Source organism: Cellulomonas sp. NS3 (assembly GCF_024757985.1).
Taxonomy (GTDB): domain Bacteria; phylum Actinomycetota; class Actinomycetes; order Actinomycetales; family Cellulomonadaceae; genus Cellulomonas_A.
Genome location: NZ_CP103289.1, coordinates 2,209,814 through 2,231,672, shown reverse-complemented (window position 1 = coordinate 2,231,672; position 21,859 = coordinate 2,209,814). Strand labels below are relative to the sequence as shown.

Sequence of the window (21,859 nt, the reverse complement as noted above, 5' to 3'; positions counted from 1 at the left end):
GGTCGCGGGCGTGGTGGACCCGCACGAGCCATGATCCCGGCCGGCTCCGGGCCCGGTCCGGGCCCTTCGACCCAGGCCGTCTCACAGCGCGCCGCGTTGACCTGGGAGCACGCGGTGCGCCGGCGCCGGCGCCTCAGGTGGTGAGGAAGCGCCGCAGGGTCTCGGCGTTGCGGACGGCGTGCGCGTGGCCGTCGTTGTTGAAGTACGCGAACACCTCGGTACCCGCGGACTCCCACTCCCGGATCCGGTCGGCCCACCAGCGCAGGTCGTCGTCGGAGTAGGAGCCGGCGTACAGGTGCTCGTGGTCGGGGCCGTGCAGGCGCACGTACGCGAACGGCGCGGTCACGCGCAGCCGGCACGGCAGTCCCGCGCCGCTCATCACGCAGTACGCCGCGCCGTGCCGCTCGAGGAGGCGCAGCACGTCCTCGTGCTCCCAGGAGGGGTGCCGGAGCTCGACGCAGACGCGGATCCACGGCGGGACGTGGGCGAGGAACCAGTCGAGCCGGGCGTCGTCGCGCGCGTGCAGCGGCGAGGTCTGCACGAGCAGCACCGCGCGCTTGTCGCCCAGCTCGTGCCACCCGGCCGAGATGCGCTCGATCCACACCTCGGGGTCGTACAGCTTCTTCGCGTGCGTCAGCCCGCGCGGGGCCTTGACCGTCATGAGGAAGCCGGGCGGCAGCCGCTCGCGCCACCCCGCGAACGTCGCGGTCCGCGGCCAGCGGTAGAAGCTCGCGTTGAGCTCGACGGTCGAGAACCGCCGGACGTAGTACCCGAGCCGGTCGCGGCTCGGGGTCCCCGGCGGGTAGACCTCGCCCTCCCAGTGGTCGTAGCTCCACCCCGAGGTACCGACGTGCACCGTCATCGGGGCGCGCTCACGTCTCCCCCGCAGCGCCGGGACCGCCCGGCCGCGGCGTGGTCGCGGGCTGCTGGTCGCCGAGCGCCCGCTCGTGCTCGCCGAGCGCCCGCCGTCCGAGCACCTGCTGCAGCGTCGCGGTGCGCTCGGAGCGGCCCCGCCCGACGAAGCTCACCGTCCAGTGCAGCAGCGTCGTGAGCCGGTTCTTGAACCCGACGAGGTACACGAGGTGCACGGCCAGCCACAGCACCCACGCGACGAACCCGGCGGTCTGGAACGACCCGACCTGCGCGACGGCGTGGAACCGCGAGACCGTCGCCATGCTGCCCTTGTCGCGGTACGCGAACGGCTGCCCGGTCGGCTCACCGCGCAGCCGGCGGCGGATCTGCCCCGCGGCGTGCTCGCCGCTCTGCATCGCCACCTGCGCGACCCCGGGCAGGTCCAGGGCCATGAGGTCGCCGACGACGAACACCTCCGGGTGGCCCGGCAGCGTGCAGTCGGGCTCGACGCGCACGCGTCCGGCCCGGTCGGTCTCCGCACCGCTCTGCTCCGCGAGCCGGGCGCCGAGCGGCGAGGCCGCGACCCCGGCGGCCCAGACCGTGCAGCGCCCCTCGACCCGGCTGCGGGAGCCGTCCGGGGCCTCGAGGTCGACGCCCGTCCCGTCGAGGCCCACGACCTTCGCGTCGAGCATCACCTCGACGCCCAGGTCCTCGAGCCGCCGGGCCGCGGCGCGCCCGAGCTTCTCCGGGAACGTCGGCAGCACGGCGGGCGCCGCGTCGGCGAGCACGATGCGCGCGTGCCGCGGGTCGATGTGCCGGAAGCTGTCCGCGAGCGCGCGGTGCGCGAGCTCCGCGATCTGCCCGGCCATCTCGACGCCGGTCGGGCCGGCGCCCACGACGACGAAGGTCAGCAGGCGGCGCACCTCCGCGGGGTCGCGGCTGAGCTCCGCGAGCTCGAACGCGCCGAAGATCCGCCCGCGCAGCTCGAGCGCGTCGTCGATGCTCTTGAGCCCGGGCGCGTGCGCCGCGAACTCGTCGTTCCCGAAGTACGACTGCCCGGCGCCGGCCGCGACGACGAGGCTGTCGTAGGACGTCGTGGTCGTGCCGCCCGGTGAGCGGGACGTCACGACCCGGCTCTGCAGGTCGATGTCGGTGACCGTGCCGAGCAGCACCCGGGCGTTGCGCTGGCGACGCAGCACGTCGCGCGTGGCCGGGGCGATCTCGCCCTGCGACAGCACGCCGGTGGCGACCTGGTAGAGCAGCGGCTGGAACAGGTGGTGGCCGGTGCTCGCGAGCACCGTGACCTTCACGGGGTCGTGCGCGAGCCCCTTCGTGGCGAACAGCCCGCCGAAGCCGGAGCCGATCACGACGACGTGGTGGGGCGCGGGGCGGCCCGCGGCGGTCACGAACCCTCACGGGCGCGTCGGGACGCGCGGTCGTTCGCCTTCTGGATCGCCTCGACGAGCTCGGCCTTGGTCATCGACGAGCGCCCGGGCACGTCGAGCCGCTTCGCGAGGTCGTACAGGTGCTGCTTGCTCGCGTTCGCGTCGACACCACCCGCGGTCGGCCGGTCCGTACCAGCGCCGCCCTCGGCCTGCGGGTCGGACGGCCCGTGCTCGTCCTTGGGATCCCAGTGGTCGCCGACCTTCTCGTGCGTGTGCTTGAGCGCGGCGTACGCGACGCGGTGCGCGCGCTCCTCGTCGCCGTCGTACTCCTCGGCGGCCGAGTCGTAGGTCTTGGTGAACGTGCGCTGGGCCTTCGCGTCGGAGCGCTTGAGCGTCTCGGGGAGCTCGCTCTGCTTGGGCTTGCCCGCGCGGGTCGTCTTCGGCATCCCGGTCTCCTCTCGTCGGGTCCCGGTCGTCGGGACCGCGTGGCGTGCGTCCGTCTCGTCCCAGCGTGCCGCGCGCGCCGTCGATCCGCGCGGCGGGGCGGAGCACCCGGCGGACCGCCACCCGGGCCGAGTGGGTGGCGGGTGTGACGATGGGTCGATGACCGACGACGCGGCACGGACCGGGGCGCACGGCGCGGCGGCCGGCGCACCCGCGTCGTCCGAGCCGTTCGACGCCCGCGCGGTGCTCACCGTCCTGCGCGCCGGGCTCGTCGGGCGGCTCGGCGAGCTCACGGGCTCGTTCGACGAGCTCGTCGCCGCCTCGGCGGACTCCAACGCGGACGACGAGCACGACCCCGAGGGCGCGACGATCGCGTTCGAGCGCTCGCAGCTCGACACGATCGTCCGGCACGTGCGTCACCAGCTCGCCGAGACCGACGCCGCGCTCGGACGCGTCGAGGCGGGGACCTACGGCGTGTGCGAGGTCTGCGGACGGCGCGTCCCGGTGGCCCGGCTCGAGGCGCGCCCGGTGGCCCGGACGTGCGTAGGGTGCGCGGCCTGAGCTCCGTCAGGCGTCGTGCGGGCGCCGGGGCGGGAGCGGCACGCGGTCGAGGTCGTCGGCGGCCGTGATCTGCGCCCCGGGAGCAGCCGCCCGGGCCTGCTCCAGCAGCGGCGCGACGTCCACGTACCGCGACGAGAAGTGCGTGAGCACGGTCGTCCGCGCGCCGGACCGCGCCGCGAGGGCACCCGCCTGCGCCGCCGTGAGGTGCAGGTACGTCTCGGCGAGCTCCGCGGTGTCCGCCCCGAACGTGCTCTCGACGAGCAGCAGGTCCACGCCGTCGGACAGCTGCTCGGCGCCCGCGCACTCCGCGGTGTCCATCACGACGGCGACGCTCTGCCCGCGCCGCGGCACGCTCACGTCCGCCAGGCGCACGCTGCGCAGCTCGCCCTCGCGCTGCAGCCGGCCGACGTCCGGCCCGGTGATCCCCGCGGCGGCGAGCCGTTCCGGGACGAGCGAGCGCCCGTCGGGCTCGACGAGCCGGTACCCGTACGTCTCGATCCGGTGCCGCAGCGCGACGACCTCGAGCCCCGCGGCCACCTCGCCGGGCCCGCCGTGCGGGCGCAGCCGCAGGTCGAGCCCGGGCGTCGCGAGCCCGACGAGCGCTCGGACCACGTCCTCGCCCGACGCCGGGTAGTGCAGCTCGACGGGACGCTGCACCCCGTCGAGGACCATGCGCGAGAGCACGCCCGGCAGGCCGTAGCAGTGGTCGCCGTGCACGTGCGTGAGGCAGATGCGGGTGATCGCCGTGGCCGGGACGCCCGCGTGCGTGAGTTGGCGCTGGGTGCCCTCACCCGGGTCGAACAGGATGCCGTCCCCGTGCGGCGCGCCGTCCCAGCGCAGCAGGTAGCCGTTGTGGTTGCGGGTCCGGGTCGGCACGTTGGACGACGTGCCGAGGACGACGAGCTCACGCACGGGTGCCTCCGGCGGTGGGGCCGGACGGACCGGCGCGGGTGGGTCGAAGGGCGGCGGTTCGGTGCGCCTACCGCGGGTAGTGGACGGGTGAGGGGGCGCACCTGCGCGCGCCGGGCCTCCCATGATGGTGCGTGCCGGCTCATCCCTGGACACAGACGACCATCCCCAGCCCGGACACCACGTCGACGCGGTCCGTCTGCGGGCACGTGGCATCGTCCTCTGGCATGACGACCCGACTGCAGGGAGGTGCTCGATGACGTTCTCGATCGTGGCCCGGGACGACCGGACGGGCGCGGTCGGGGTCGCGACCGCGAGCTTCGTCCTGGCAGTAGGGGCCCGCGTGCCGGTCGTCGTGCCGGGCGCCGGTGCAGCCGTCGTCCAGGGCGGGGCACCGCAGAGCCTCCGGCCGACGATCCGCCGTCGCCTCGAGCAGGGTGTGTCGGCGCAGGAGCTCATCGACGGCCTGGAGGCCGCCGGTCTCCCACCTGATGCGCAGGTCGCGGTCGTCGACGCACAAGGCCGCACCGCGAGCCACTCCGGTGCCGATCTCGAGCCGTACGTCGAAGCCGTGCACGGCGTCGGGGTGTGCGCGGTGGCGAACCTGATGGAACGCGAGCACGTGCCGGAGGCGAGCGTCACCGCGTTCGTGGACAGCATGGCGCGTGGACCGCTGGCACCCGCACTGCTCGACGCGTTGACCCGCTCGGACGAGCTCGGCGGTGACGTGCGGGGCCGGATGTCGGCTGCGCTGCTGGTCGCAGAACGCGACGAGCTCCAGGATCTGCGCGTGGACCAGGACCGGGCGCCGATCGAGAGGCTCAGCTCGCTGCACCGCGCGCACCGAGCCCACGCGGTGCTCGCGCGCACCCTCCGGGAGCACGGCTCCTACGCGGACCTCGTGGCCGTCGGGGAGGCGCTCCGCATGGCGCCCGAGGACCCCGTCTGTCTCGGAGCCCAGGTGCTGGCGTTGCTGCGCGCCGGCCGCGTCGACGAGGCCGTCGCCCCGGCACGGGTGCTGGTCCGTCTGGAACCCGCCGCGATCGGGCGTCTCCGCCGCTCGGCGGGCAACGGCGCTCTGGAGGAGGCCGCGACCGAACAGCTGATCTCGCTGGTGAGGACGTCGCCCGAGGTGGCCGGCTGATCGACTCCGCCATTGCCGGCGAGCCGCGCGCCCGTCTGCGGTTGCGTGCGGGTGGCGCGGCTCGAGGGGGCCCGGCGCACCTGTGCGCGCCGGGCCCCCTCACGATGCTGCGTGCCGCCTCAGCCCTTGACGCAGACGATCGTCCGCAACCGGGCGACGACCTCGACGAGGTCGGTCTGCGCCGCGATCACGGACTCGAGGTCCTTGTAGGCCCCCGGGATCTCGTCGACCACCCCGGCGTCCTTGCGGCACTCGACGCCCGCGGTCTGGGCCGCGAGGTCCTCGACCGTGAACCGCTTCTTCGCCGCGGTCCGCGACATCCGCCGCCCGGCCCCGTGCGACGCCGACTGGAACGACGCCGGGTTGCCGAGACCACGCACCACGTACGAGCCCGTCCCCATCGACCCGGGGATCAGCCCCATCTCGCCGGACCCGGCTCGGATCGCGCCCTTGCGGGTCACGATGAGCTCGGCGCCGTCGATGATCTCCTTCTTGACGTAGTTGTGGTGGCAGTTGGTCGCCTCGTCGAACGTGATGTCCCTGTCCGGGAACGAGTCCCGCACGGCCTGCACGACGAGCGCCATCATCACCGCACGCGAGCGCGCGGCGTACTCCTGCGCCCACCACAGGTCGTTCAGGTACGCGTCCATCTCCGGGGTCCCGGCGAGGAACACCGCGAGCTCGCGGTCGACGATGCGCTGGTTGTGCTCGAGCGTCTTCGCGATCGCGACGTGCCGCTCTGCGAGCTCCTTGCCGATGTTGCGCGAGCCGCTGTGCAGCTGCAGCCACACCTGGTCGGACTCGTCGAGGCAGAGCTCGATGAAGTGGTTGCCGCCGCCGAGGGTCCCGAGCTGCTTGCGGGCCCGGGCCTCGAGCTGCTGGACCGTGCGGTGCAGCCCGCCGAAGCGGTCCCAGAACGCGTCCGCGCCCTTGAGCCGCTCACGACCCGCCGGTCCGTTGACCGGGCGGAGCCGGCGCAGGTCGACGGGCTCGTCGTGCGCGTGGAAGCCCACCGGGACGGCCTGCTCGATGCGCGTGCGGATCGCGTGCAGGTCGTCGGGCAGATCCGCCGCCGTGAGGCTCGTGCGGACGCCGATCATCCCGCAGCCGATGTCGACGCCGACGGCGTTGGGGCTGACCGCGTCGCGCATCGCGATGACGCTGCCGACGGTGGCCCCCTTGCCGAGGTGCACGTCGGGCATCACGCGCAGGCCCTCGACCCACGGCAGCGACGCGATGTTGCGCAGCTGCTGGAGAGCCTGCGGCTCGACCTCGTGCTCGTGGGCCCACATCAGGGTGGGTGCGGCGGCTCCGGCCAGGGCGACCGGGAACGGGCTGGACATCATGACCTCCTCGGGAGAGGCCGACGGTAGGGGCGGGCGCCCACGCGGGTCGACGTCAATATCGTCGGACGTCGACCCGCGGGCCGCTCACCGGCGCGCGCGGGCGAGCCGCTCCTCGCGCGCCTTCTGCTTCTGGGCGTGCATCTGCTGCTCGCCCTTGAGCGTCGCCTGCTCGACCCAGGTCAGCGGCCCGCGCGCGTCCGGCGTCCGGAAGACCTGGCCGTAGCGGATCCGGCTGAACACGTCGACCATCCGGGGCTCCAGGTACCCGATCGCGACCCGCCCGAGGAGCCACGACGCCGCCACCCCGTTCACCACGCCGGTCGCGACGGCCACGGCGAGGGGTCCCGGCCCGCCCGCGGTGACGGCCCACACGATCACCGCGACGGTCGGCGCGACGGCGACGACGACGAGCAGCAGGACGACCCAGACGTGCAGCGAGATGTTCCCGTTCGCGTCGTTGGGTCCGACGCGGCGCCGCGGGTCGACACCGGGCGAGACGCCCACCGCCGAGACGAGGATCGCGGACCCGACGGCCGCACCGAAGACGGCGGGCATCGCCGCCACGAGGACCGGGATCACCCACCAGCTCCGGGCCAGCAGCACGAACACCACGCTGACCACCAGGGCGCGCGGCACGAACACGAGGAGCATCGCCCACTGCCGCCCGCGTACGTCGGCGCGGACTGAGCCGGAGCTCTCACCGACGACGTTCTGCCAGACCGCCGAGCCGTCCTGGCCGTACACGTTGCACCCGCTGAGCCCGAGCATGAACGCGACGATCAGGCCCGCGAAGGCCGCGACCGGTGCCGTGTCCTCCCCCACGAGCGCGAAGCCGCCGATGGCCACGCCGGTCCACACGGCCGTGCTGCTCTCGAGCGCACGCCACGGGTCCCGGCGCCACTGCCGCACCTCCTTCGCGGCGACCGCCCCGGTCGGGGTCGCCGGCAGGAGGCCCGCGCCGGCGACGAGGCGGGCCGAGCGCCGGCGGCCCCGGCGGCGGGAGACCGCCGCGCTGCGGGGGGTGAGCAGCGGGATCGCGGCGACCACGACGACGAGGTCGAGGCCCGCGAGCGCGAGCAGCACGCCGCCGGCGCCGCGCCAGTCCCCGCTGGCCGCTCGGTCGACCGCGTGGAGGACCCAGGCGCTCGGCAGGGCGTCGAGCACGCTCGTGACCGGCCCGGCCGGCAGCCCGTCCTGGAGCAGACGCGGCACGCTCTGCACGACGACCTGGACGACGATCCAGCCCGTGAACCAGACGGCGAACACCAGCCCGAACTGGACTCCCGCGATCTCGATGCCGAGCCGCGTCCGCATCGCGGCCCCGAGCAGCCCGTACACAAGGCGGGAGGTGACCACGACGAGGACCCACACGAGGGGCGCGCCGATCAGCACCACGACCACGGCGGTCGGCGCGAGGGCGAACGCGTGCACTCCCGCCGCCAGGAGCGCGAGGAGGACGAAGCCCGACGCGACGCTGACGAAGACCGTGGCGAGCAGGCCCCGCCCCAGGGTCGCGCGCGTGATCGGGAGCAGGGCGAACCAGTCGGCCCGCACGCTCCCGGCCCCGCTCATGAGCACCGGACCGATCGCGCCGCCGAGCCACCAGCACGCGAACCCGAGCGCCAGGACCTCGTGCCGTACGCCGTCGTCGGCCGCGAGCGCGGCACCGGCCCAGGTCGCCACGACGAGCAGCGCACCCGCGGCCCACCCGACCCGGCGCAGCGTCCTGGAGCTGTTGCGCAGCAGCGTGAGCTTGAGCGAGATCAGCCCCCGATCCACGTCAGCTCCTCCTCGACCGCGTCGGCGCCGCCCGCGAGCTCCACGAAGCGGTCGTCGAGGCTGCTCCCCCGGCGCACCTCGTCGAGCGTGCCGTCGGCCACGACGGCGCCGCGGACCACGATCGCGACGCGGTCGCAGAGCTGCTCGACCATCGCCATGACGTGGCTCGAGATCACGACGGAGCCGCCCCCCTCCGTGAAGCGGCGCAGGATGCGCGTCAGGACCCGCGCGGAGACCGGGTCGACCGCCTCGTACGGTTCGTCGAGGACGAGCACCCGCGGGGCGTGCAGCAGCGCGGTCGCGAGGCCGATCTTCTTGCGCATCCCGGTCGAGTACTCCCCGACGAGCGTGCCGAGCTCCTCGGCCTCCTCGAGCTCGAGGACGCGCAGCAGCTCCGCGGTGCGGGCCGCGACCACGTCCCGGGGCAGGGAGCGGAACCGGCCCCAGTAGGTGAGCAGCTCGCCGCCGGTGAGGCGCTCGGGCAGCGCGAGACCGTCGGGCAGGACGCCCAGGCGCTGCTTGGCGCCGACCGGGTCGGCCCACACGTCGATCCCCTGGACGTACGCGGTGCCGGCCGTGGGCCGCAGGAGGCCGACCGCCATCGACAACGCCGTGGTCTTGCCGGCGCCGTTCGGCCCGACGAGGCCGTAGAAGGCGCCGGGCGGGACCCGGAGGTCGACGTCGTCGACCGCGATCTTGTCGCCGAACTCGCGGCGCAGGCCGCGCAGCTCGAGCGCCCAGACGTCCGGTGGTGCGGGGTGCGTCGTCGTCATGGCCCCAGCGTGACCTTGCCACGCCGTCCGCCGCCTCGGCCGATCGGCCAGCCCGCGTTGCCGACCGGCCATACCTCGTGCCGCGACCGGTGACCCGTAGGCCAGGCGTCCGTACGATCGACGTCATGGCCGCGACCCGGGCGACGACGCGCGAGCGCGCCGGCCGCGCGGTCCTGCGGCTGTCCCCGTTCGCGGTGCCCCGGACACGCGCCGAGTGGGCGTCCGACTGCACCCTGTTCGGGATCGCCGTCCTCGTCTGGTTCGAGCTCGGGTTCACGAGCGCGCCCGAGTACACGGGCGTGCCCGACTGGTTCTGGCCGGTCGACCGGGTGCTCGGGGTCGTCTCGTGCCTGCTCCTGTGGTGGACCCGCCGGTTCCCCCGCGCGGCCGCGATCCTCGGCGCGGTGCCGGGTGCGCTCGCCGTCTCGGCCACCTTCGCGGCGCTCGTCGTCGTGCACCGCGTGGGTCGCCTCGCGCGCCCCTCCTCGTCGGTGACCATCACGGCGGCGACCGTTGCTGCCGCGCTGCCGTACCACGCGTTCTTCCCGCTGCCGGGCATGCCGTGGCTCGTGTGGCTGATCATGATCCCGCTCCTGTACGCGCTCGTGCTGAGCCTGGGGCTGCTCGCCCGGTCCCGCGCGCAGGTCGTCGAGGGCCTGCGCGCGGCGGCCGTCCTCGAGCACGACCGGTACGAGGAACGTCTGACCCAGACACGCCGGGAGGAGCGCGAGCGCATCGCCCGCGAGATGCACGACGTGCTGGCGCACCGGGTCTCGCTGCTGTCCGTGCACGCCGGGGCGCTCGAGTACCGCACGCGACCGGAGGTGCCCCCGGAGCGCTCGCCGACCGCCGCCGAGGTCCACGACGCCGCCGTCGTGATCCGGGACAGCGCCCACCGAGCGATCGAGGACCTGCGGGACCTGCTCCTGGTCCTCCGTGAGGAGGAGACCGGGACGCCGTCCGCGGCGACGCAGCGCCCGCAGCCGCGCCTCGACGACATCCACGCGCTCGTCGCGGAGGCCACAGGGGCCGGCGAGTCGGTCGAGGTGCGGGTGGACGTCCCGGCGGGCGAGGTCCGCGACACGACGCAGCGCACGGTGTACCGCAGCCTGCAGGAGGGGCTGACGAACGCGCGCAAGCACGCGCCGGGCGCCGAGGTGAGCGTCGCGGTCGAGTCCTCGGACGGCACGGTGCGGCTCGAGGTGAGCAACCCGATCCCCGTGGGGGTCACCTCCGCGGAGATCCCCGGTACCGGCCGTGGCCTCGTGGGCCTCGCCGAGCGGGTGCGGCTCGAGGGCGGGCACCTCGACGCGGGCGTCCACGACGGGCGCTTCTGCCTGGTCGTCGAGCTCCCGGCGGGCGGGCCGTGACGGCGCGCGCACGTCCCGAGACGGTCCGCGTCCTGCTCGTCGACGACGACCCGCTCGTGCGCGCCGGCCTGCGGCTGATGCTGGCCGGTGCGGGTGACCTGACGGTCGTCGGGGAGGCCGCGGACGGGGACGAGCTCGGCGCCGCGGTCGCCGAGCACCGTCCCGACGTCGTCCTCCTCGACGTCCGGATGCCGCGCGTAGACGGCGTCACGGCGTTGCGCGCGCTGCGCAGCGCGCCCGACCGGGGCATCCCTGCGGTCATCGTGCTCACGACGTTCCGCACGGATGCGGTCGTCCTCGACGCGCTGCGCGCCGGCGCCGTGGGCTTCCTGCTCAAGCACACCGCCCCGGACGCGATCGTGGAGGCGGTCCGCACGGCAGCGGACGGTCAGCCCACCGTCTCCCCGAGCGTGCTCCACCAGCTCATCGAGCACGTCACCGCGCAGTCGCCCGCACCGGCGACCCCTGCGCCCGACCTGCGCACCGAGGGGCTGACCGAGCGCGAGCACGCGGTGGCGATGGCGGTCGCCGAGGGGCTCGGGAACGCGGAGATCGCCGAGCGGCTGTTCCTGTCGGTCGGTAGCGTGAAGGTCCACCTGTCGAGCGCGCTCGCGAAGCTCGGGCTCGAGAACCGCGTCCAGCTCGCGATCCGCGCGCACGACTCGCGCACGCGCTGACGCGCAGGCGCACGGGAGCCGGGTCGCCCGGTCCCCGACGTGCCCGCGCGTCTGGACGCCGACACGAGAATGAGCGCGACCGCCGCGCACCCGGACGGGCAGTATCGGTGCGTGCCCGAGCTCCTCGTCGTGACCGGTCCGCCGGGTGCGGGCAAGTCGACCGTGGCCGCCCTCCTCGCCGAGCGCCGCGACCCCTCGGCGCTCGTCGTCGGCGACACCTTCTTCGCGTTCCTCCGCCGGGGTGCGATCGCGCCGTGGCGGCCCGAGGCGCACACGCAGAACCGGGTCGTGCTCGAGGCCGCCGCAGCGGCCACGACGCACCTGGTCGCCGGCGGGCTGCACGTCGTCTACGACGGTGTCGTCGGGCCGTGGTTCCTCGACCTCTTCGCCGAGGTCGTGCCGGACCTGCACTACGCGGTCCTGCTGCCGCCGGTGGAGACGTGCGTCGCGCGGGTCGCGGCCCGCACCGGGCACGGCTTCACGGACCCAGGAGCCGCCCGACGGATGCACCGGGAGCTCGCGACGTCCGGCATCGCCGCCCGCCATCCCCTGACGGACGCTGCGGCGGACCCGGTCGCGGTCGCCGACGTGATCGACAGCCGTGTGGCCGACGGGTCGCTCCGCCTGGCCGGCCCTGCCCTCCGCTGACGCGGCTCCGGACGCGGTCAGGCGGACGCCCGCCACACCACCTCGGTGTCGAGCAGCGCCCCACCGGGCACGACCTCGGCACCCTCGATCTGCCCGAGCACGATCTCCGCGGCCCGGCGCCCCATCAGCCGCGCGGGCTGGCGCACGGTGGACAGGGCCGGGACGCAGCGCACCGCCCATGCGGAGTCGTCGAACCCGACCACGCCGACGTCACCCGGGACGGACCGCCCGGCCTGGCGCAGCGCCTCGAGCACCCCGGCGGCGACCGCGTCCGAGGCCGCGAAGATGCCGTCGATCGCCGGCTCCCGACGCAGCAGCTCGCGCGCGCCCTCGAGCCCGCTGGCGTAGGAGTACAGGGGGTGGTCGACGACGAGGCGCGGGTCGAAGCGCTCGCCCAGCGCGTCGCGGAACCCGGCGAGCCGGTCCGAGCCCGAGTCGCGGTCGAGCGCGCTCGCGACCATGGCGACCCGCCGCCGCCCGGTCCGCAGGAGCTCCTCCGTGACCGAGCGCGCCGCCGAGCGGTTGTCGATGCCGACGTACGGGATCGCGGGGTGGCCCGGCGGGTGGCCGATGAACACGGCGGGCAGCCCGAGCCGCTCGACGGCACCCGCGATCGTGTCGTGCTGGCGGGCCGAGACGAGCACGGCGCCGTCGACGAACCCGCCCTGGAGGTAGTCCGCGACGCGCTGGCTGTCGCGCTCCGAGTCGAGCACGAGCACGACGAGCTGGAAGTCCGCCTCGGAGACGACCTCGTTGGCGCCGAGCAGGATCGCGCCGATGTTCGGGTCGTCGAGGAACAGCTCGTGCGGCTCATGCACCACGAAGCCGACGGCCCGCGAGCGCCGCGTCACGAGGTTGCGCGCGGCGGTGTTCTGCACGTAGCCGACCTTGGCGATGGCCTTCTCGATGGCCTCGCGCGCGTCCGACGAGACGTACGAGGTGCCGTTGAGCAGGCGCGACACGGTGCCGCGCGAGACGCCCGCCTCGGCCGCGACGTCGTGGATCGTGGCGCGGCGCCGGCCCGGAGGAGGAGTCATGCGCCGAATGTAGCCGCGGCGCCCGCTCGCGCCGCCGCGGCCGCCCCGTGCGGCGCGACGGCCTCGACCGCGAGCAGCACGGCGTTCTCGGGTGCGAGCAGCGGCGCCGCGAGGCCGACGTCGGTGAGCAGCCGCCCGGGGAGCGTGACCTCGCCGCGCGCGAACCACGGCGGCGGCGCGGCCTGGACCTGCAGCGGCGCAGGACCGACCGTCCGCACGCGGTACGTGCGGTCCGGGTCGAGGCCCGGGAGCCGCACCGGGGCGGGCAGCGCGGCCTCGGCCGCCGCGAGCGCGACGACCGCGAACAGCGCCTCCACGCCGTCGTGCGCGACGACGCCGTGCACCAGGACGCCGGGGTCGGCGGTGTCCGCGCGGACCACGCGCCCGGTGTGCAGCAGCCCGCGCCGGGCCACGTGCTCGGCGACCCAGTCGCGCACGACCGCGAGCTCGTCCGGCGACGCCGTCGTGAGGTCCCACTCGATGCCGGCGCTGCCGAACATCGCGGTCGCGCACCGGAAGCCGGTGCTCGCGGTGCGACCGGTGGTGTGGGCGCGCGGGGCTCCGAGGTGCCCGCCGAGGTACTCGGGCGGCACGAGCACGCCGGTCCAGCGCTGGATGTGCTGGCGCTCGAGCGGGTCGTTGGTGTCGGACGTCCACACGCGGTCGACGCGCTCGAGGATCCCCAGGTCGATGCGCGCCCCGCCCGAGGCGCACGACTCGATCTCGACGCCGGGGAACCGCGCGCGGAGCTCGTCGAGGAGCCGGTACAGCGCCGTCGTCTGCCGGTGCGCCGAGCCGTGCAGCAGGTCACGGTTGTGGTCCCACTTGAGGTAGGCGACCGGGTACTCGTCGAGCAGCGCCGCGAGCGCGTCCCGCACGCACGCGTACGCGCCCGGGTCACCGAGGTCGAGCGTGCGCTGGTCGCGCCAGGTCGGCAGGGCGTCCCCGCCGACGACCCACTCCGGGTGCGCGCGGGCGAGGTCGGAGTCGGGGCTGACCATCTCCGGCTCGACCCACAGCCCGAGCTCCATGCCGCGCGCGTGCACGCGCGCGGCGAGCGGGTGCAGGCCGTCGGGCCACGCGACGGGGTCGACCGTCCAGTCGCCGAGCGCCCGCGTGGCGTCGGTGCGGCCGCGGAACCAGCCGTCGTCGAGCACGAACCGCTCGACGCCGACGTCGGCGGCGAGGTCGACGAGCCGGTCGAGCGTCGCCGCGTCGTGGTCGAAGTAGACGGCCTCCCACGTGTTGAGCACGACGGGGCGGGCGCGCCGGATCGTCGACCAGGACCGGACCCACGGGTGGAGGCGGTCGGACAGCCCGTCGAGCCCGGCGTCGGACCAGGCCGCGACGAGCCACGGCGCGGTGTACCGCTCCCCCGGCGCGAGGCGCACCTCGCCGGGCGCGAGCAGCTCGCCGCCGCCGAGCACCGCCGCGCCGAGCGGCTGACGCTCGGCCCACTGCCGCTTGTCGCCGCTCCACGCGACGTGCGTCGCCCAGACCTCGCCGGACCGGAAGCCGAAGCCGGGCGTCCCCGCCACGACGAGGTACGGGTCGTCGTGGCCGGGGCGGCCGTGCCGCGTCTCGCGCGTCCAGGCGCCGTGGCCGAGCGTCGTGCGCTGCGGACGCCGCTCGTGCGCCCACAGGCCGGTGAAGTCGAGCACCTCGCGTGCGCGGTCCGGCACGGGCAGCGTCGCGTCGAGCGATCCCACCACGAACGTGTCGGCCCCGCCGTTCTCGAGCGCGTGCCGCACGCGGAGCACGCCGTGCTCGGACAGCTCGACGTCCGTCACGACCGCGAGCCGCCCGCCCGAGCCCGTGAGGTGCAGCCGGACCGCGCGGTCGCCCACGTGCTCGACCCCGGTGAGCGCGAGGCCCGCTGCCGGCTCCCCCGAGCCCGACCAGAACCCCTCGACCCCGGGCCGCCCGGTCCACCCCTGCTCGCGCGTCGGCAGGGCCGACACGCGCAGCGGGGTGTCGATCGCGCTCGGCGGGACGGCCGGCACGAGCGCCCCGGCGAGCGCCGCGAGCGCGTCGTCGTCGAGCGGCCCCAGGTCACGCCCCCAGTGCAGGACGGCGGGCAGTCCACCGTCCTGCACCGGGGTGTCGAGCAGCAGGCTCGTACCCGCCGCCCGCAGGTGCACGGTCACCCCGCCGCACGCGGGTGCAGGACCACGCGTCACTCGGCGACCGGGATCGACTGCGACTCGAGCGTCGAGACCGTCGACTCCTGCGCGGACTCGAGCGACTCGAGCAGCGTCCCCGAGCCGGAGACCGCGCCCTTGAAGCCGTCCGAGACGTCGGCGTAGACCTGCGTCATCGTCGGGCCCCACGTGAAGCCCTCGGGGACCTGCGTCGAGGCCTCCGCGAACACGTCATAGATGGCCTGGCCGCCGTAGAACTCGACGCCCTCCGCGAGCGCGGGGAGCTCGGCGCCGGCCTTCGTCGCGGGGTAGAGGTTCGCGCCCTCGTTGAGCAGCGTGAGCGCCTCGTCGGACGTGTTGAGCCAGAGCGCGAACTTCGTGGCCTCGTAGACGTGCTCCGAGCCCCGGAAGACCGCGGTCGACGACCCGCCCCAGTTGCCGGCGACCTCGTCGCCCGCCTCCCACTGCGGCATCGGGGCGACGGCCCACTTCCCGGCGGTGTCGGGCGCGCCGCTCGCGATCGAGTTGGCGCCCCACACCGCGGAGACCCAGGTCCACGCGGCGCCGGTGTTGTAGGCGTTGTCCCACTCGCTCGTCCACGGCGGGACGCTCGAGACGAGGTCGCGGTCGACGAGGTCCTGCCAGTACTCGGCGACCTCCGCCGACTCCTCGCCCGCGAGGTCGACGCCCCACGCCTCGCCGTCGTTCGTGAACCAGGTCCCCCCGGCCTGCCACACGAGGCCCGCGAACTGGTTGACGTCGCTCTGCGAGAAGTTGGTGATGTACCCGCCCGCGGCCTTGACCTGCTCCGCTGCCGCGGCGTACTCGGCCCACGTCGTGGGGACCGCGATGCCGTTCGCCTCGAACAGGTCCTTGCGGTAGAAGAGCGCCATCGGGCCGGCGTCCTGCGGGATCGCGTAGGCGTGGCCGTCCTCGCCGAAGCTGACCTGGTCCCAGGTCCAGTCGACGAAGTCGTCCTGCGCGGCCATCACGTCGGCGCACGCGCCGAGGTCCGTCAGCCCGTCCTGGACGCGGAAGTTCGGCAGCGCGTCGTACTCGATCTGCCCGAGGTCGGGGGCGTTGCCGGCCTTGAGCTGGTTGAAGAAGTTCTGGTACGTGCCGCCGTTGCCGTTGGGGCCGGTCTGCACGGTCACCTGGATGTCGGGGTTCGCCTCGTTCCAGACGTCGACGACCTCCTCGATCCCGGGGATCCACGTCGTGAACGTGAGCTCGACCGCGCCGTCGGACGGCTCGCAGGCACCGGCGGTGTCGCCACCGGCCGGGGTGTCGTCGCCCGACGACGAGCAGCCGGCGACGAGGAGGGCGACCGCCGTGAGGGTGCCGACGCTGGCAGCCTTCGAGGTGAGACGCATGGTTGTCCTTTTCTGTGGGGGGACGGCTCGGCAGGGGGCTGCCGAGCGGGAGGGGGTCGGTCGACGCGTGCTCGTGCCGGCGGTCACTTGACCGAGCCGGCGCCCAGACCGTTGCGCCAGAAGCGCTGCAGCAGCAGGAAGACGAGGATCAGCGGGACGATCGACAGGAGGGCCCCGACGAGCACGTAGCCGCGCAGCTCGGGGATCTGGTTCACCTGGGTGTTCCAGGAGTAGAGGCCGAGCGTCACGGGGAAGACGGCCTCGTCGCGGAGCATGATGAGCGGGAGGAAGAAGTTGTTCCAGATCGCGACGAACTGGAACAGGAACACCGTCACGAGCGCCGGGAACATGAGCCGGACGGAGACCGTGAAGAACGTGCGGACCTCGCTCGACCCGTCGAGGCGCGCGGCCTCGAGCAGCTCGTCGGGCACGCTCGCCGCCGCGTAGATCCGCGTCAGGTACACCCCGAACGGGCTCACGAGGCTCGGCAGGAACACCGCCCAGAACGTGTTCGTCAGGTTGACCTGGCTGAAGATCAGGAACAGCGGCAGCGCGAGCGCGGTCGCCGGCACCAGCACGCCGCCGAGCACGACGTTGAACAGCACGTCGCGACCCGCGAACCGGTACTTCGCGAGCGCGTACCCGCACATCGCAGCGAGCACGGTGCCGAGCAGCGCGCCGCCCGCGGTGTACGCGATCGAGTTGCCGACCCAGCGCACGAAGATCCCGCCGTCGTAGCGCAGCAGCGCCCCGATGTTCTCGACCAGGTTCATGTCCGCGAACCACAGCGGGTGCGTGCTCGTGAACTGGCCGCGGTCCTTCGTCGCCGAGACGAGCAGCCACCAGATCGGGACCAGGAAGTAGAGCGTGAAGACGCCCATGACGAGCATCGCGCCGACGCGCGACAGCGGGTTCTCCCGGACGCCGCGCGTGCCCGTGGTGGCGGTCGCGGCGGGGGCGGTGCGGACGGCGGCGCTCACTGGACGCCCTTCTTCTGGGTCAGCTTGAGGAACGCGAACGACAGCACGAACGTCGCCAGCGCGAGGACGACGGAGAAGGCCGCGGCGAGGTTGAAGTTCGGCACCGACGACGTCGAGTAGACGGTGAGGTTCGGCGTGAAGGTGCTCGTGACCGCGGAGCTGAACGAGCGGAACACCTGCGGCTCGGCGAGGAGCTGGAGCGTCCCGATGATCGAGAACACGGTCGTCAGCACGATCGCCGGCAGGACGAGCGGGATCTTCACCGACCACGCGATGCGGAGCTGGCCCGCGCCGTCGAGCCGCGCAGCCTCGTACACCTCGGTCGGGATCGCGAGCAGCGAGGAGTAGATGATCAGCATGTTGTAGCCGACGTAGACCCACGTCACGACGTTCGCCATGGCCCACAGCACGAGGTCGGCGGAGAGGAGGTCGACCGAGCCGGTGACGGCCGTGAACGGCGAGAGGTTCGGCGAGTACAGGAAGCCCCACATGATCGCCGCGACGACCCCGGGCACCGCGTAGGGCACGAAGAACGCGAGCCGGAAGAACCGCTTGCCGCGCAGCAGGGGCGAGTCCAGCAGCAGCGCGAACACGAGCGCGAGCAGCAGCATCACGGGGACCTGGACGACGCCGAACAGCAGCACCCGCCCGACCGAGGCCCAGAACGGCCCGTTCTGGAACACCTGCTCGTACTGCGCCAGACCGCCGAACACCTGCCGGGCCGGCCCGAACGTGCCCTCGCGCTCGACGACCAGCAGCGACTGCCACACCGCGTAGCCGACGGGCAGCGCGTAGAACAGCGCGAACAGCACGCCGAACGGCAGCACGAAGAACGCGATCGCTCGCTTGTGCGGCACGGGGAGCCGGCGCGCCGGCGGTGCGCCCCGCACGAGTGCGGGCGCGACGACCTGGGTGCTCGTCATGGTGTGTCCTCCCGGACGACCCGCACGCTTCCGGCGGGCACGTGGACGTGGCCGGCGACCGGCCGGTCGGTGACGAGCTCGTGCCCCGTGGCCGGGTGCTCGAGGTCGCGGTGCGCGTGGTTGACGACGAAGAGGTAGCTGCGGCCGTCCCCCGCGCGGCGGACGACCTCGACCGAGCCGTCGCCCTCGGGCCCGGTCGGCGTGACACCGGCGCCCAGCACCGCGGAGCGCAGCACGTCGCGCAGGTCGGCCGGGTCGAGCGCGGTCGCGACGTACCACGCGACGCCGTCGCCGCGCTCCGCACGGGTGACCGCGGGGACCCCGGCGAGCGGCCCGTCGGCGTAGGACGCGACCGTGGCGGCATCGGTCGTGCGCAGCCGCTCCGTCCACAGCGACGCGTGCGCGCCGGTGTCGAGCGTGACCCGCACGCCGGGCAGCAGCGGTGCGACCTCCTCGGCGACGACGCCGAGCAGCTCGCGGAACGCGCCCGGGTAGCCACCGAGCCGCACGCGGTCGTCCTGGTCGACGATCCCGGACCAGAACGTCACGAGCGCGTGCCCGCCGGCCTCGACGTAGGAGGCGACCCGCGCCGCCTGCGCATCCGTGACCATGTGGAGCGAGGGGACGACGACGAGGCCGTAGCCGCTCAGGTCGCTGTCGGGGCCGACGACGTCGACCGTGACGCCGAGCTCGTGCAGCGCGCGGTACGCGGTGTGCACCTGGTCGAGGTAGCGGACGGCGTGCGACGGGCGTGCCTCGCCGTCGGCGGCCCACCACGACTCCCAGCTGAAGACGAGCGCGGCGTCCGCGACGACGCGCGTGCCGGCGACCTCGTCGAGCCGGTCGAGCGTCGCGCCGAGCTCGACGACCTCGCGCCACACGGCCGTGTCGGTGCCGGCGTGCGGGACGAGCGCCGAGTGGAACTTCTCGGAGCCCTGCACCGAGGCGCGCCACTGGAAGAAGCACACGCCGTCGGCGCCGCGGGCGACGTGGGTCAGGGAGTTGCGGGTCATCTGCCCCGGCTCCTTGGCGACGTTGACCGGCTGCCAGTTCACGGCGCTCGTCGACTGCTCCATGAGCAGCCAGGGCGCGCCCCCGGCGAGCCCGCGCGTCAGGTCCGCCGCGAAGGACAGCTCCGAGCGGGGGTCGTCGAGCCGGTGGTCGAGGTAGTGGTCGTTCGCGACGACGTCCATCTCGGGCGCCCACGACCAGTAGTCGAGGTTCCGGATGTGCGCGGTGACCATGAAGTTGGTGGTGACGGGCGCGCTCGAGTGCCGGCGCAGCACGTCGGCCTCGGCGCGGTAGTGGTCGAGCAGCGCGTCGGAGCTGAACCGGTGGAAGTCGACGGCCTGCGCGGGGTTCCCCAGCGAGATCGTGGCGCGGGGCGGGAGGATCTCGGCCCAGTCGGTGTAGCGCTGGCTCCAGAAGCTCGTCCCCCACGCGGTGTTCAGCGCGTCGACCGTGCCGTAGCGCCGCTCGAGCCAGACCCGGAACGCGGCGGCGGACTCGTCGCAGTAGCACAGCGCGTTGTGGCAGCCGAGCTCGTTGGAGACGTGCCACAGGGCGACCGCGGGGTGCTCGCCGTAGCGCTTCGCGACCTGCTCGACGAGCGCCAGGGCCCGGCGGCGGAACTCGGCCGAGCTCGGGCACCACGCCTGGCGCCCGCCCGGGAACCGCGTCGTGCCGTCCGCCATCACGGGCAGGATCTCGGGGTGCAGGGTCGTGAGCCACGGCGGCGGCGACGACGTGCCGGTCCCGAGGTTGACCCGGATGCCGTGCGCGTGGAGCAAATCGACGACCTCGTCGAGACCGGACCAGTCGTGCTCGCCGGGCCGGGGCTCGACGTGGGACCAGCCGAAGATGTTCACCGCCACCAGGTCGACCCCGGCCTCGCGCATGAGGGCGACGTCCTCGCGCCAGACGTCGCGGTCCCACTGCTCGGGGTTGTAGTCGCAGCCGTACGCGATCGTGCGCGTCGTCGCGTCCTCCGTGCGGAGACCTGCGTCCGGCGAGTCCATGTGCTCCCTGCCCGTCGTGCGGCGGGAGCCGGTCCGGTCGGTGTGTGCACGTGCACATAGAGAGCCAGGTCGTCTCGCCGTCGAGAATGTGTGAACGTGCACACACTAGGCAGCGCGAAGATCGACTGTCAACAGGACCGGACCCGGGCCGAGCCGGACGGAGCTCGCCGGGGCTCCCCTCAGCGCCGGTCGCCCGCGCTGACCAGCACCGGTGCCCGAACGGGCGACGCGGCCACCGGACCACGCTCCGGCTCGGCGGCGCGCCGGCCGGGGCGCGTCAGCGCGCGCGCGACCGCGCGGCGCAGCGGCGGCTGCAGCGGCCGCTCGACCCACCGGTGCAGCACCCAGGCGAGGGCCAGGCACACGCTCACCACGACGAGGAGCGTCGTGACGCGCCCGAGCGCCGGGTGCAGCGCCTGGATCAGCGCCCAGCCGTAGTACTCGTGCGTGAGGTACAGCGGGTACGTCAGCGCACCGGCCGTCGTCAGCACGGGCAGGTCCAGGTCGCGCACCGCGGGCACGAACGCGACGGCCGCGACGGCCCCCACCGCGCCGACGACCGCGAGCGCGAGCAGCGGGGGCCACACCGGCGCACCCGTCGTGAGCGCGTCGATCGCCGGCGCCTTCTGGTCGACCGCGACGACGACACCCTGCAGCGTGTTGAGCGCGACGAGCGCCCACGTCCCGCGCGAGTGGCCCTCGCGGTAGATCACGAACAGCACCATCCCGGCGCCGAACATCGACGCCCACGGCAGCCCGGTCAGGACGCCGCGCGCCTCGGGCACCGCGAGCGTGAGCGCCGTGCAGACGAGCGGCCCGGCGCCCGCGAGCAGCAGCACGCGGCGCCGCGTGATCCCGACGAGCAGCAGCAGGAGCACGGCGGCGTAGAACTGGATCTCGACCCAGAGCGTCCAGTAGACCCCGTCGACCGCGGGCACCCCGAACGGCTCCGAGAGCATGGTGAGGTTCGCGAGCACCTCGCCGGGCGTCCGGGTCTCGAACGTCGGCCAGGCCCAGCGCAGCACCGCCGTGAGCAGCACCGCGGCCCAGAACGCGGGGTACAGCCGGCTCACGCGCGACGCGACGAACTGCGGCACGGAGCGCCCCCACGCCGACATCAGGATGACGAACCCGCTGATCACGAAGAACAGGTGCACGCCGGTGTACCCGTAGGGCGTGACCTCCGACAGGCGCGGGAACGCCTCGTCGGGATCCATCCCCCAGCGGTGCTGCTCGCGCGCCGTGAAGTGGAAGAGGACGACCGACAGGGCCGCGAGCAGGCGCAGCGCGTCCATCGCGCGCAGGCGCGGTGCGTGCGCCGGTGCGGCCTCCGCGCCGGGCGACCGCCCCTCGTGCGGGGAGGCGCCCGCGTGGCGACGACCGGCCCCGGGCGCGCCGGAGCGGGGTGTCGCGGGTGCGCGGGTCATCGTTCGACCATAAGCAACCACCGCCGCCCCCGCGCGCGGAGCCGACCCGGCGATAGCCTGGCGTGGCCCGCG

General features: G+C 74.3%; 19 protein-coding genes. 5 read left to right on the top strand and 14 right to left on the bottom strand.

Annotated elements, in window-relative coordinates; translation table 11 throughout:
• Window positions 1-133 precede the first annotated feature (133 nt).
• Genes NXY84_RS10190 through NXY84_RS10180 form a run of 3 tightly spaced genes read right to left on the bottom strand, consistent with a single transcriptional unit; the run spans window position 134 to window position 2,683 of the window.
• The gene (locus NXY84_RS10190; protein WP_258726960.1) at window positions 134-862 is read right to left on the bottom strand and encodes a DUF72 domain-containing protein; all 729 of its coding nucleotides are present in this window, start codon (window positions 860-862) and stop codon (window positions 134-136) included.
• A gap of 10 nt (window positions 863-872) precedes the next feature.
• Window positions 873-2,258, bottom strand: coding sequence for an NAD(P)/FAD-dependent oxidoreductase (locus NXY84_RS10185; protein ID WP_258726959.1), 1,386 nt, complete (start codon window positions 2,256-2,258; stop codon window positions 873-875).
• Window positions 2,255-2,683 (bottom strand): ChaB family protein, encoded by a 429-nt coding sequence (locus NXY84_RS10180; RefSeq protein ID WP_258726958.1) that lies wholly within the window; start codon window positions 2,681-2,683, stop codon window positions 2,255-2,257. Before NXY84_RS10180 ends, NXY84_RS10185 begins: the two co-directional genes overlap by 4 nt.
• Before the next feature lie 157 nt (window positions 2,684-2,840).
• On the opposite strand from NXY84_RS10180, the gene NXY84_RS10175 reads away from it, so the two are divergent.
• On the top strand, window positions 2,841-3,242 hold the full coding sequence (locus NXY84_RS10175) for a TraR/DksA family transcriptional regulator (protein WP_258726957.1): 402 nt from the start codon (window positions 2,841-2,843) through the stop codon (window positions 3,240-3,242).
• A gap of 6 nt (window positions 3,243-3,248) precedes the next feature.
• Here the strand turns inward: NXY84_RS10175 and NXY84_RS10170 are convergent, their stop codons facing one another.
• Entirely contained in the window at window positions 3,249-4,154 is a 906-nt protein-coding gene (locus tag NXY84_RS10170; protein ID WP_258726956.1) for a ribonuclease Z, read from the bottom strand.
• Between the two features lie 253 nt (window positions 4,155-4,407).
• Between NXY84_RS10170 and NXY84_RS10165 the strand changes: the two genes are divergently transcribed.
• Window positions 4,408-5,295, top strand: a complete 888-nt coding sequence (locus NXY84_RS10165; protein WP_258726955.1) for a DUF1028 domain-containing protein — start codon at window positions 4,408-4,410, stop codon at window positions 5,293-5,295.
• Window positions 5,296-5,414: 119 nt separating this feature from the next.
• Here NXY84_RS10165 and NXY84_RS10160 read toward each other — a convergent pair whose 3' ends face one another.
• From NXY84_RS10160 to NXY84_RS10150, 3 genes are all read right to left on the bottom strand, one after another.
• Window positions 5,415-6,638 carry an RtcB family protein gene (locus NXY84_RS10160; protein WP_258726954.1) on the bottom strand — a complete coding sequence of 408 codons (1,224 nt, stop codon included), beginning with the start codon at window positions 6,636-6,638 and terminating at the stop codon, window positions 5,415-5,417.
• Window positions 6,639-6,725: 87 nt separating this feature from the next.
• Window positions 6,726-8,420 (bottom strand): hypothetical protein, encoded by a 1,695-nt coding sequence (locus NXY84_RS10155; RefSeq protein ID WP_258726953.1) that lies wholly within the window; start codon window positions 8,418-8,420, stop codon window positions 6,726-6,728.
• Window positions 8,405-9,193 carry an ABC transporter ATP-binding protein gene (locus tag NXY84_RS10150; protein WP_258726952.1) on the bottom strand — a complete coding sequence of 263 codons (789 nt, stop codon included), beginning with the start codon at window positions 9,191-9,193 and terminating at the stop codon, window positions 8,405-8,407. The genes NXY84_RS10155 and NXY84_RS10150 overlap by 16 nt, the downstream gene beginning before the upstream one ends.
• 125 nt (window positions 9,194-9,318) lie before the next feature.
• On the opposite strand from NXY84_RS10150, the gene NXY84_RS10145 reads away from it, so the two are divergent.
• The 3 genes from NXY84_RS10145 to NXY84_RS10135 all read left to right on the top strand — a co-directional run bounded on the left by NXY84_RS10145 (window position 9,319) and on the right by NXY84_RS10135 (window position 11,888).
• Window positions 9,319-10,563, top strand: coding sequence for a sensor histidine kinase (locus tag NXY84_RS10145; RefSeq protein WP_258726951.1), 1,245 nt, complete (start codon window positions 9,319-9,321; stop codon window positions 10,561-10,563).
• A complete protein-coding gene (locus NXY84_RS10140; protein ID WP_258726950.1) occupies window positions 10,560-11,240 on the top strand; it encodes a response regulator in 681 nt (226 codons plus the stop codon). The genes NXY84_RS10145 and NXY84_RS10140 overlap by 4 nt, the downstream gene beginning before the upstream one ends.
• A gap of 111 nt (window positions 11,241-11,351) precedes the next feature.
• On the top strand, window positions 11,352-11,888 hold the full coding sequence (locus NXY84_RS10135; protein ID WP_258726949.1) for an AAA family ATPase: 537 nt from the start codon (window positions 11,352-11,354) through the stop codon (window positions 11,886-11,888).
• Window positions 11,889-11,905: 17 nt separating this feature from the next.
• Here the strand turns inward: NXY84_RS10135 and NXY84_RS10130 are convergent, their stop codons facing one another.
• The 7 genes from NXY84_RS10130 to NXY84_RS10100 all read right to left on the bottom strand — a co-directional run bounded on the left by NXY84_RS10130 (window position 11,906) and on the right by NXY84_RS10100 (window position 21,787).
• The gene (locus tag NXY84_RS10130; RefSeq protein WP_258726948.1) at window positions 11,906-12,925 is read right to left on the bottom strand and encodes a LacI family DNA-binding transcriptional regulator; all 1,020 of its coding nucleotides are present in this window, start codon (window positions 12,923-12,925) and stop codon (window positions 11,906-11,908) included.
• Window positions 12,922-15,072: an alpha-galactosidase gene (locus NXY84_RS10125; protein WP_258726947.1), complete on the bottom strand. Its 2,151-nt coding sequence runs from the start codon at window positions 15,070-15,072 to the stop codon at window positions 12,922-12,924. The genes NXY84_RS10130 and NXY84_RS10125 overlap by 4 nt, the downstream gene beginning before the upstream one ends.
• Window positions 15,073-15,101: 29 nt before the next feature.
• Window positions 15,102-16,439: an ABC transporter substrate-binding protein gene (locus NXY84_RS10120; protein ID WP_258726946.1), complete on the bottom strand. Its 1,338-nt coding sequence runs from the start codon at window positions 16,437-16,439 to the stop codon at window positions 15,102-15,104.
• An 83-nt stretch (window positions 16,440-16,522) separates the two neighbouring features.
• Window positions 16,523-17,347 (bottom strand): carbohydrate ABC transporter permease, encoded by an 825-nt coding sequence (locus NXY84_RS10115; protein WP_396126395.1) that lies wholly within the window; start codon window positions 17,345-17,347, stop codon window positions 16,523-16,525.
• Between the two features lie 68 nt (window positions 17,348-17,415).
• Window positions 17,416-18,342, bottom strand: a complete 927-nt coding sequence (locus NXY84_RS10110) for a carbohydrate ABC transporter permease (protein WP_258726944.1) — start codon at window positions 18,340-18,342, stop codon at window positions 17,416-17,418.
• A complete protein-coding gene (locus tag NXY84_RS10105; RefSeq protein ID WP_258726943.1) occupies window positions 18,339-20,360 on the bottom strand; it encodes a beta-galactosidase in 2,022 nt (673 codons plus the stop codon). Before NXY84_RS10105 ends, NXY84_RS10110 begins: the two co-directional genes overlap by 4 nt.
• Window positions 20,361-20,539: 179 nt before the next feature.
• Window positions 20,540-21,787 (bottom strand): acyltransferase family protein, encoded by a 1,248-nt coding sequence (locus NXY84_RS10100; protein ID WP_258726942.1) that lies wholly within the window; start codon window positions 21,785-21,787, stop codon window positions 20,540-20,542.
• Between the last annotated feature and the right edge of the window lie 72 nt (window positions 21,788-21,859).